Origin of the sequence: Aeromonas sp. 604443 (assembly GCF_049170315.1) — a bacterium.
GTDB lineage: Bacteria > Pseudomonadota > Gammaproteobacteria > Enterobacterales > Aeromonadaceae > Aeromonas > Aeromonas veronii_A.
This window is the reverse complement of record NZ_JAAKMI010000018.1, coordinates 68,007-76,761: the sequence shown is the minus strand read 5'-3', so window position 1 is coordinate 76,761 and position 8,755 is coordinate 68,007. Positions and strand designations below refer to the sequence as shown.

Here is an 8,755-nt window from a genome sequence, read left to right as displayed (position 1 = left end):
CCAACCGGAATCTGGTTGGCCAGAATCGGGGGGTAATATACGGATCGGCATCACTTGCTCCTGAATTTCAATCTTGCGGATAGAGAGCCGCTCCACCACCTCTCCACCAACCGGAATCTGGTTGGCCAGAATCGGGGGGTAATATACGGATCGGCATCACTTGCTCCTGAATTTCAATCTTGCTGATGGTATTGGCTAACAGCGAGAGCGGTATCACCCGCTCCCGCGCGTCAGTTTTGCGGAATGTAGAGCACCTGCCCTACCTGAATATTCCGCGATTTGAGCTTGTTGATCTCTACCAGTCGCGCCTGACTCACCCCATGCTTCTCGGCAAGGCGGGAGAGACTCTCCCCCCGCTTGACCACATGGCGGATCATCTGCGACTTGTCATCACTGCGAACGGGGGCGGCAGCGCGGCTCTGCCCCTGCTGGGGAATATAGATGGTCTGACCAATCTGAATATCCCGGCTGCGCAGCTGGTTGATCTCTACCAAAGTGGATTGACTCACTCCATGCTTCTCGGCAAGGCGAGAGAGACTCTCGCCACGTTTGACCACATGGCGGAGCATCCGAGATTTGTCATAGTCGCCCACATTGCTAACCGGCGCACCAGAATCTTGCGCAGCCTCCGAATAGGGCTTGATCACCCCGGCACCTGAACCGGTCGCAGCCGCGCCGTCACGTACTGTCGCTGGCATCTTATTGGTCACCACCGGCTGCGACTGCACTGGCTTGGGCTGGCTCACCGGCTGCGAAGCTACCGGTGCAGAGCGAGTGGTCGCGGCAGGCCTGCTCGCCTGTCCCTTGCCGGTCAACATGGCTCCCTTGGTCGGGTGGGCGCGGTAGTAGTTGCGGATCCCCTCGAAAATGGCGCGGGCCAGCTGATCCTGATAGCTTGAGGTAGCCAGCAGCTTCTCTTCCGCATGGTTGGAGATAAAGCCGGTTTCGACCAGCACCGAGGGAATATCCGGCGCCTTCAGCACAGCCAGACTGGCATGCTCCGGGGCCTTCTTGTGCAGTCGGGCAACCTTGCCCAATGAGCGCAGGATCTGACGGCTGACGTCGTAGCCTTCGGCACGGGACTTGTCCATGGAAAGGTCTAGGAAAGTTTGCGCCAGATAGGGATTGGGATCGGATTCCGCCAACACCTTGCCGACCCCGCCCAGCAGCTCGCCCTGCTTCTCCTGCTTCTCCAGCCAGCTGCCCATCTCGCGGTTGGCACGGTTGGTCGAGAGGACCCAGACAGAGGCGCCGCGCGGAGTGGAGTTATGGAAGCTGTCCGCATGGACCGACACCAGCAGATCCGCCTTGGCCTTGCGGGCGATCTCGGAACGCTTGTTGAGGTCGACGAAATAGTCGCCACGACGGGTCAGCACGGCGCGCATCCCCGGCTCACGGTCGATCAGCGCCGCCAGCTTCTGGGAGACTGCCAGCGTAACTCGCTTCTCATAGGTACGACGCGGACCGATGGAGCCCGGGTCTTCCCCACCGTGGCCCGGGTCGATGGCAATCACCACCCCCCTGCCCTTGCCACCGACGGGCGTGGATTGCACCGCAGCCGCCGAGCGCTTCTCTTCATAAGGCAGATCGATCACCAGACGGTGACCATAGGGCCCGGCTGGTGCCAGCGGAAAGACCACCGGCTTGATGGCGGAGCTGAGATCAAGCACCAGCCGCAGGCCCCCCTTCTCCAGCGGAGTGCTCTCACGTATCTTGCGCACCAGCTCGCTGTTGTTCTCGACCCGGGCCAGATTGGTGGCATTGCTCGCCCCTTTCAGATCGATCACCAATCTATCGGGGCCAGCCAGGGTGAAGTAGTTGTAGTTGGGGGCACTGCTCATATCGAGCACCACCCGGGTGTTATCCGGTGATGGCCAGATTCGCACACTCTTGAGCTGATTCGCCCAGGAGGGTAACGCCATCAAGGAGAGAGCAATAACAAGGATCAAGCGCACGTAGATGACAACCGTTCCAGAATGGCTTCGCCAATAGCAGTGCGGGCCTCTATCAGAGCCTCGCGCTGCTCGCCTACATAAGTAAGGGTAATTTCAAGGTCAGGAGCCGGTAACCAGCCCTCGCCCTTCTCGGACCACTCCACCAGACAGAGAGTATTGGCGGCAAAATAGTCCCGAATGCCCATGAACTCCAGCTCTTCCGGATCAGCCAGACGATAGAGATCGAAGTGATAGACCTGCCAGCCATCGAGTTCGTAGGGCTCGACCAGGGTATAGGTCGGGCTTTTTACCTTGCCCTGATGGCCAAGGCCCTGCACCCAGCCGCGGGTCAGAGTGGTTTTACCAGCACCAAGCGTGCCATGCAAAAACACTGTGGTCGCCTGCTGGCAGGCCTGTGCCAGACGGCCACCCAGTGCCACGGTTGCTGCCTCGTCCGGCAGTGTCATCATCAACTGTTTTGCCATGTTCTTCTTTTTAACTTTTAATGGTGTCGGGATTAACCAGTTTGCGGATCAGCGGCAGCAGATCTGACGCCAGAATGCCCCGTTCGCCGTCAGCGGCGGCCTGATCTGCAGCCTCGCCGTGGATCACGGCGCCCAGCCAGCTTGCCATGGTGGCAGACCAGCCCTGGGCCAAAAGGGCGGCGATTATACCAGATAACAGATCGCCCATGCCGCCACTTGCCATGCCTGGGTTGCCTTCACAACAGAGTGCGACCCGCTCGCCGTCATAAATAAGTGTCCCCGCCCCTTTTAACAACACCACACCGCCATAGCGCCGCTGCAGCGCCTGCACGGCGGAAAACCGGTCGGTTTCAATGTCGGCAATGGTGCATCCCAGCAGTCGCGCAGCTTCGCCGGGATGGGGCGTGAGCACCCAATTATCCTGATGGCGGGGAGATTGCGCCAGCCAATTCAATCCATCGGCGTCCAAAACCAGTGGCAGCCGTTCGGTGAGATAACGGGCGATTTGCGCGCCTCCCCACTCATCCTGACCGAGGCCGGGGCCGATGACCCGCACCGACGCCCACCCCTTGTCATCAGCGCTGGTGAGGCTCATCAGCTCCGGTTGATAGAGGCTGACCGGCGGATGTTCCGGATGCTGACACACCCGCACCAGCCCGGCTCCCGCCCGCAGGCAGGCGCGGGCCGCCAGCACGATGGCCCCCTGCATGCCGCGATTGCCCCCCACCAGCAGCACCTTGCCATAAGAGCCCTTGTGGGAAGCGCGCGGGCGCGGGGTAAGCTGCGTGCTGAGCAGCGGATAATCGATACGCCAGATGGCGGGCAATATAGCGTCATCCGGCGTGACGCCAAGGGGATCACAGTCGAGCTGGCCGACGCAATCCACCCCGTCGCCGGTGAGCATCCCCTGCTTGATACCGATAAAGGTGAGGGTGCGAGTGGCCTGCACCACGGCCCCCATGGCACGGCCGGTATCGCCGTTGAGGCCGGAGGGGAGATCCACCGCCAGCACGGGCACAACCAAGCCATTGATTGTTGCGACGATCTTTGTCAGTAGTGGCGAGAGGGGCGTGTTGACGCCGGTGCCAAGCAGGGCATCGACCACCAGCTCCGGGGCGGAGTGCTGGTCCCCATCAAACTGCTCGGCCAGCCAGACCCGGCCACCGGCCGCCAACCACTCATCGGCGGCCCGTCTGGCATCCCCCTTCAGCTGGTCGGGTGCTCTGGCGGCAATCACCACCACCTCGATGCCAATCTGGCGGGCAAGGCGGGCCAGCACATAGCCATCACCGCCGTTATTACCGGGGCCGACGAAAATCCACCAGCAGCGACTGTCGGGCCAATGCAGGGTGGCATAGGTGCGCAGCGCGGCACCGGCTCGCTCCATCAGGGCATAGAGAGGTTGCCCCTCACGCGTGGCCCAGTTGCGCTCCAGTACGCGGATCTGTTCAGTCTGCCACAACCCCTGTGGTAAACTGCCCCCCTCTTTTGTGCCCAACGCGCCCCTGATGATCTCTACCATGACGGCTCCCGCCTCTTATCAATCGACCCACGCCAGCAAACGCCGGCCAGGCCAAGCCGCATGAGCGCACCTGACTTCCACCAGCTGGCCCAAGATATCAAGCTCTGGGCACGGGAGCTAGGATTTGACCAGGCGGGCATCACCGACAACGACCTGCGTATCGAAGAGCCGAGATTGCAGGCCTGGCTGGATGCGGGCTATCACGGCAGCATGGATTACATGGCACGCCACGGCATGATGCGGGCGCGCGCCCACGAGCTGCTGCCAGGCACGGTGCGGGTGTTGTCGGTGCGGATGAACTACCTGCCGTTCGAGGCAGGCTTTGCTGCCACCCTGCGCGATCCGACTCTGGGCTATATCAGCCGCTATGCTCTCGGTCGCGACTACCACAAGGTGCTGCGCAACCGGCTCAAACAGCTGGGTGATCGCATTGAAGCGCGCTGTGCCGAGCTGTTTCAAGGCACTGAAGAGACCTTGGGTGAGTGGCGCCCCTTCGTCGACTCCGCCCCCATCCTCGAGCGGCCACTGGCAGCCAAGGCGGGCCTAGGCTGGGTTGGCAAACACTCACTGCTGCTCAACGAATCAGCCGGCTCCTTCTTCTTTCTCGGTGAGCTGTTGCTCAACCTGCCGCTGCCGCTCGACCAGCCAGTGGAGAAGGAGCAGTGTGGCAAGTGCGTCGCCTGCATCAACATCTGCCCGACCGGCGCCATTGTCGCCCCCTATGTGGTGGATGGCCGCCGCTGCATCTCCTATCTCACCATTGAGAATGACGGCCCAATTCCGGAAGAGTTCAGGCCCTTGATGGGCAACCGCATCTACGGCTGCGACGACTGCCAGCTTATCTGCCCCTGGAATCGCTACGCCGATGCCAGCCCGGAACCCGATTTTAGCCCCCGCCCCAGCCTGCACCGACCGCCCCTGCTGGCGCTGTGGTGCTGGAGCGAGAGCGATTTCCTCAAACAAACCGAGGGGAGCCCGATCCGCCGCATCGGCTATCAACGCTGGCGCCGCAATCTGGCAGTCGCCCTTGGCAATGGCCCGGCGACCCCCGAGGTGATCGCGGCCCTGCAACTGGGGCTGACCACCGCCGATCCCATGGTGGCCGAACATATCGAATGGGCGCTGGCCACCCTTGCCCGGCGTCAGGATGAAGAGAACAAGAAGACCCGTTTGCTGATCCGCTGCATCGAAAAAGGTCTGTCGGATCACGCATAAGTGATCTGCCCCTTGCCGGATTGCAGCACTTTTTTCATGCTCTGCCGACCTGCAGTGCCCATAACAGCGTGGTCACTGCAAACTGGTCGGCACACAACAAGGACAACACAGATGCATATGTTGGGAGTGGATATTGGAGGCTCAGGGATCAAGGGCTGTCTGGTCGATACCAAAACCGGCGAATTGATTGGCGAGCGCCATCGCATTGCCACACCGCAACCGGCCACCCCGGCCGCTATCGCCCATACCCTCAAGGCGCTGGTCGAACATTTCGACTGGAAAGGACCGGTGGGCTGCGGCTTTCCCGCCACCATCCACAACGGGGTTGCCAAGAGTGCCGCCAACATCGACAAGAGCTGGATCGAAACCGATGCCGAGCATCTGTTTGCCGATGTCACCGGCAAGCCCTGCTATGTGCTGAACGATGCCGATGCCGCCGGTCTGGCCGAGATGCGCTTTGGTGCCGGCAAGGATCGCAAGGGGGTCATCATCCTCATCACGGTCGGTACCGGTATCGGCACCGCCATCTTCGTCAACGGCCATCTGCTGCCCAACACCGAGCTGGGCCATCTGATGCTGGAAGGAATGGTCGCCGAGCACTACTGCTCCGATGCGGCGCGCAAACGGGAAGATCTCTCCTGGAACCGCTGGGGCAAGCGCTTCAACAAGTATCTGGCGCGCCTCGAGTTTCTCTTCTCCCCCGACCTCTTCATTCTGGGGGGCGGCAGCGCAGCCAAGCTGGATAAATTTGTCGATCGCATCGAGACCCGGGCACCGCTGATTCCGGCGGCCAGCCTCAATCAGGCGGGCATTATCGGGGCCGCCCTCTACGCGGCCGAGCAGCAGGGTTGACCGACGCTCACTGCAAGTCAGCAGATACCAATGGAAAGGGCCCGGCACTGCTGCCGGGCCCTTTTGTTGTGCGGCCATCTTGCGTGTTTGGTGCTTATCACCCGCTACATGTCGTCGAGTCGATGCACCCCGTGCACCAGCCGAGTCAGGCGGGTCTGCTCCAGCCCGGCCAGATTCTCGAGCAAAGCGGTGGTGGCCGGTGTCGGGCACTCCCGGGCCAGATGACTCAGCTCGCCCACCAGCTGCTCTTCCCAGCGGCATACCTGAGTGACGATATCCTGGGTCTGGACTGATGCCGGCAGCTCGAAGCGGGTAATGGCAGGCAGCATATCCTCGCTGAAACTCTGGTTCAGCCAGGTCTCCCTGACCGTCTCTCCCAGCTGAGCAGCATATTCGTGCAGATGGGCACTGGCCGCATCCTCACGCCCTTGCAGATAGACCAGCAACATCCGGCTACGTTCGCTGTCCACCTGACTGGTCAAACGCCCGTAACAGAGTCCGAGCTGGTGATGCACCTGCTCAAGATAGTGCAGCAACTCTTTGATCTGTTGGAATCTCATCGCACTGCCCTCCATGCTTGTCGACATCATCAGTATAAAAAACCGGCGCCACCGACCCAATCCCTATCCGAGCCCCCCTTGCGCTGCATCAAGGTTGACGCCGACAAAGTGGCGATCAGGTGATCCGGTCACGAATAGGGAACGATTTGTGCAGCAATTTGTGTAACGATGGAGGAGCATCAGGCTCGACAGCAGATGTGAACAGAAACGGGCTGACACACTAATAAAACCAGTATTTACCCGATATTAACCATCTTTAATTCGGTTATCTGCCTCAGGGACGAAACAGGATCTGGAAGAGCAACAATACCATCCTGATCGTTATCCGCCTGACAGAAATCCTTATCACTTTTTTAGACGTCTAGACGTAAAAACATGCGTTGACATGGCCATCCAGACATCTTAGCATCATCCTCCATGATGACAGAGTAACCCAGTGGAACCTCTGCCCAATTTCCCCGCCTGTAGCGCCCTGTGCTTTAAGGCTGTTAGCACGGAAGAATCCATGATTAAGTTGATCGGTCTCAACAAAGTCTACGGTACAGGCAGTGACGCCGTGCACGCCCTGCGTGATGTGAGTCTGCATGTACCCCAAGGCAAAATTTTCGGGGTGATCGGTGCCTCCGGTGCCGGCAAGAGTACCCTCATTCGTTGTGTCAACCTGCTGGAGCGCCCGACAGAGGGCCAGGTGATTGTCGATGGCCAGGATCTGGTCGCCCTGAGCGAACGGGATCTGACCCAGGCTCGCCGCCAGATCGGGATGATTTTCCAGCACTTCAACCTGCTGGCCTCCCGCACCGTGTTTGCCAACATAGCCTTTCCACTGGAGCTGGCGGGCTGGAGCAAAGAGAAGATCCAGCAACGGGTTGCCGAGCTGTTGGCGCTGGTCGGGCTGGAAGCCCGTGCCCAGGCCTATCCATCCGAGCTTTCCGGCGGTCAGAAACAGCGCGTCGCCATTGCCCGCGCACTGGCACCGGCCCCCAAGGTACTGCTCTGCGACGAGGCCACCTCGGCCCTCGACCCGCAGACCACCCGCTCGATCCTGACCCTGCTCAAGGAGATCAACGTCAAGCTGGGGCTCACCATCCTGCTCATCACTCACGAAATGGATGTGGTGAAGGGGATCTGTGACGAAGTGGCCATCATCAGCGACGGCAGCCTGATCGAACAGGGCGAAGTGGCCTGGTTCTTCAGCAATGCCAAGACCCAGCTGGCCCGCGATTTCATTCGCTCCACCATCCATCTCGAGGTACCGCAGGAGTATCAGGATCGGATGAGCAACGAGCGGGTGCCGGGCAGCTACCCACTGGTGAAGCTTGGCTTTACCGGCAGCACGGTCGATACGCCGCTGATCTCCGAGGCGAGCCGCCGTTTCAATATCGACATCAGCATTCTGAGCGCAGACATCGAATACGCCGGTGGCGTCAAATTCGGTTTCCTGCTGGCCGAGCTGTTCGGGGATGAAGCCCAGTGCGAGGCGACCCAGCAGTTTCTCATCGACAACCACATTCAGCTGGAGGTAATGGGTTATGTCCGAAGCCATGATTAATCTGCTCATCACGGCCCTGGGCGACACCCTGATCATGGTGTTTGCCTCCGCTCTATTCGGCTGCCTGCTGGGTCTGCCGCTCGGCGTGGCGCTGCATGTGACCAAAGCCGGCCAGATCCTGGCCAACCCCCTGCTCAACCGTACTCTGGGCATGGTGGTCAACGTGGGTCGCTCGGTGCCCTTTATCATCCTGCTGGTCGCCATCATTCCGCTGACCCGGCTGATTGTCGGCACCAGTATCGGCACCATCGCCGCCATCGTGCCGCTGACTGTCGGTTGCATCCCTTTCATCGCCCGTCTGGTGGAAGGGGCCCTGATGGAGGTACCGGACGGCCTGCTGGAAGCGGCCAAGGCGATGGGCGCCAAGCCGCTGCAAATTATCACCAAGGTGCTGCTGCCCGAGGCTCTGCCCGGCATCCTCAACAGCGTCACCATTACCCTAGTCACGCTGGTGAACTACTCGGCCATGGCCGGGGCCATCGGTGGCGGTGGTCTGGGGGATGTGGGTATTCGTTATGGTTATCAGCGCTTTGACCCGACCGTCATGCTGGTGACCGTGGTTATCCTGGTAGTACTGGTTCAACTTATCCAGAGCGCGGGTGAGCGCCTGGTCAACAAATGTGATCATCGTTAATCGT

The 8,755-nt window shown here is 60.5% G+C and carries 8 protein-coding genes; 4 read left to right on the top strand and 4 right to left on the bottom strand.

All coding sequences use genetic code 11. The features are described from left to right. Positions 1 to 230: 230 nt before the first annotated feature. Genes G5380_RS19085 through G5380_RS19075 form a run of 3 tightly spaced genes read right to left on the bottom strand, consistent with a single transcriptional unit; the run spans position 231 to position 3,941 of the window. On the bottom strand, positions 231 to 1,922 hold the full coding sequence (locus G5380_RS19085) for an N-acetylmuramoyl-L-alanine amidase (protein WP_421203501.1): 1,692 nt from the start codon (positions 1,920 to 1,922) through the stop codon (positions 231 to 233). Positions 1,923 to 1,945: 23 nt separating this feature from the next. After that, entirely contained in the window at positions 1,946 to 2,419 is a 474-nt protein-coding gene (gene tsaE, locus G5380_RS19080; protein ID WP_227341987.1) for a tRNA (adenosine(37)-N6)-threonylcarbamoyltransferase complex ATPase subunit type 1 TsaE, read from the bottom strand. Between the two features lie 10 nt (positions 2,420 to 2,429). Continuing rightward, a complete protein-coding gene (locus tag G5380_RS19075) occupies positions 2,430 to 3,941 on the bottom strand; it encodes an NAD(P)H-hydrate dehydratase (RefSeq protein ID WP_421209998.1) in 1,512 nt (503 codons plus the stop codon). Between the two features lie 60 nt (positions 3,942 to 4,001). On the opposite strand from G5380_RS19075, the gene queG reads away from it, so the two are divergent. Both queG and ppgK read left to right on the top strand, forming a co-directional pair. Further along, positions 4,002 to 5,156, top strand: coding sequence for a tRNA epoxyqueuosine(34) reductase QueG (gene queG / locus G5380_RS19070; protein WP_421353019.1), 1,155 nt, complete (start codon positions 4,002 to 4,004; stop codon positions 5,154 to 5,156). 111 nt (positions 5,157 to 5,267) lie between these two features. Next, complete coding sequence (gene ppgK / locus G5380_RS19065; RefSeq protein WP_005339062.1) at positions 5,268 to 6,008, top strand: polyphosphate--glucose phosphotransferase; 741 nt, start codon at positions 5,268 to 5,270, stop codon at positions 6,006 to 6,008. Positions 6,009 to 6,112: 104 nt separating this feature from the next. Here the strand turns inward: ppgK and G5380_RS19060 are convergent, their stop codons facing one another. Continuing rightward, on the bottom strand, positions 6,113 to 6,568 hold the full coding sequence (locus tag G5380_RS19060) for a hypothetical protein (RefSeq protein WP_201994598.1): 456 nt from the start codon (positions 6,566 to 6,568) through the stop codon (positions 6,113 to 6,115). A 505-nt stretch (positions 6,569 to 7,073) separates the two neighbouring features. Here G5380_RS19060 and metN point away from each other — a divergent pair. Next, complete coding sequence (gene metN / locus G5380_RS19055; RefSeq protein WP_064337261.1) at positions 7,074 to 8,117, top strand: methionine ABC transporter ATP-binding protein MetN; 1,044 nt, start codon at positions 7,074 to 7,076, stop codon at positions 8,115 to 8,117. Beyond that, positions 8,098 to 8,751, top strand: coding sequence for a methionine ABC transporter permease (locus tag G5380_RS19050; RefSeq protein ID WP_005339070.1), 654 nt, complete (start codon positions 8,098 to 8,100; stop codon positions 8,749 to 8,751). The genes metN and G5380_RS19050 overlap by 20 nt, the downstream gene beginning before the upstream one ends. The last annotated feature ends 4 nt before the right edge of the window (positions 8,752 to 8,755 follow it).

What these genes read in the sequence shown, in the direction of transcription:
- G5380_RS19050 (WP_005339070.1), top strand. Translation starts at nt 8,098, where the DNA reads ATGTCCGAAGCCATGATTAATCTGCTCATCACGGCCCTGGGCGACACC.
- metN (WP_064337261.1), top strand. Translation starts at nt 7,074, where the DNA reads ATGATTAAGTTGATCGGTCTCAACAAAGTCTACGGTACAGGCAGTGAC.
- G5380_RS19085 (WP_421203501.1), bottom strand. Translation starts at nt 1,922, where the DNA reads ATGGCGTTACCCTCCTGGGCGAATCAGCTCAAGAGTGTGCGAATCTGG.
- G5380_RS19075 (WP_421209998.1), bottom strand. Translation starts at nt 3,941, where the DNA reads ATGGTAGAGATCATCAGGGGCGCGTTGGGCACAAAAGAGGGGGGCAGT.
- ppgK (WP_005339062.1), top strand. Translation starts at nt 5,268, where the DNA reads ATGCATATGTTGGGAGTGGATATTGGAGGCTCAGGGATCAAGGGCTGT.
- G5380_RS19060 (WP_201994598.1), bottom strand. Translation starts at nt 6,568, where the DNA reads ATGAGATTCCAACAGATCAAAGAGTTGCTGCACTATCTTGAGCAGGTG.
- tsaE (WP_227341987.1), bottom strand. Translation starts at nt 2,419, where the DNA reads ATGGCAAAACAGTTGATGATGACACTGCCGGACGAGGCAGCAACCGTG.
- queG (WP_421353019.1), top strand. Translation starts at nt 4,002, where the DNA reads ATGAGCGCACCTGACTTCCACCAGCTGGCCCAAGATATCAAGCTCTGG.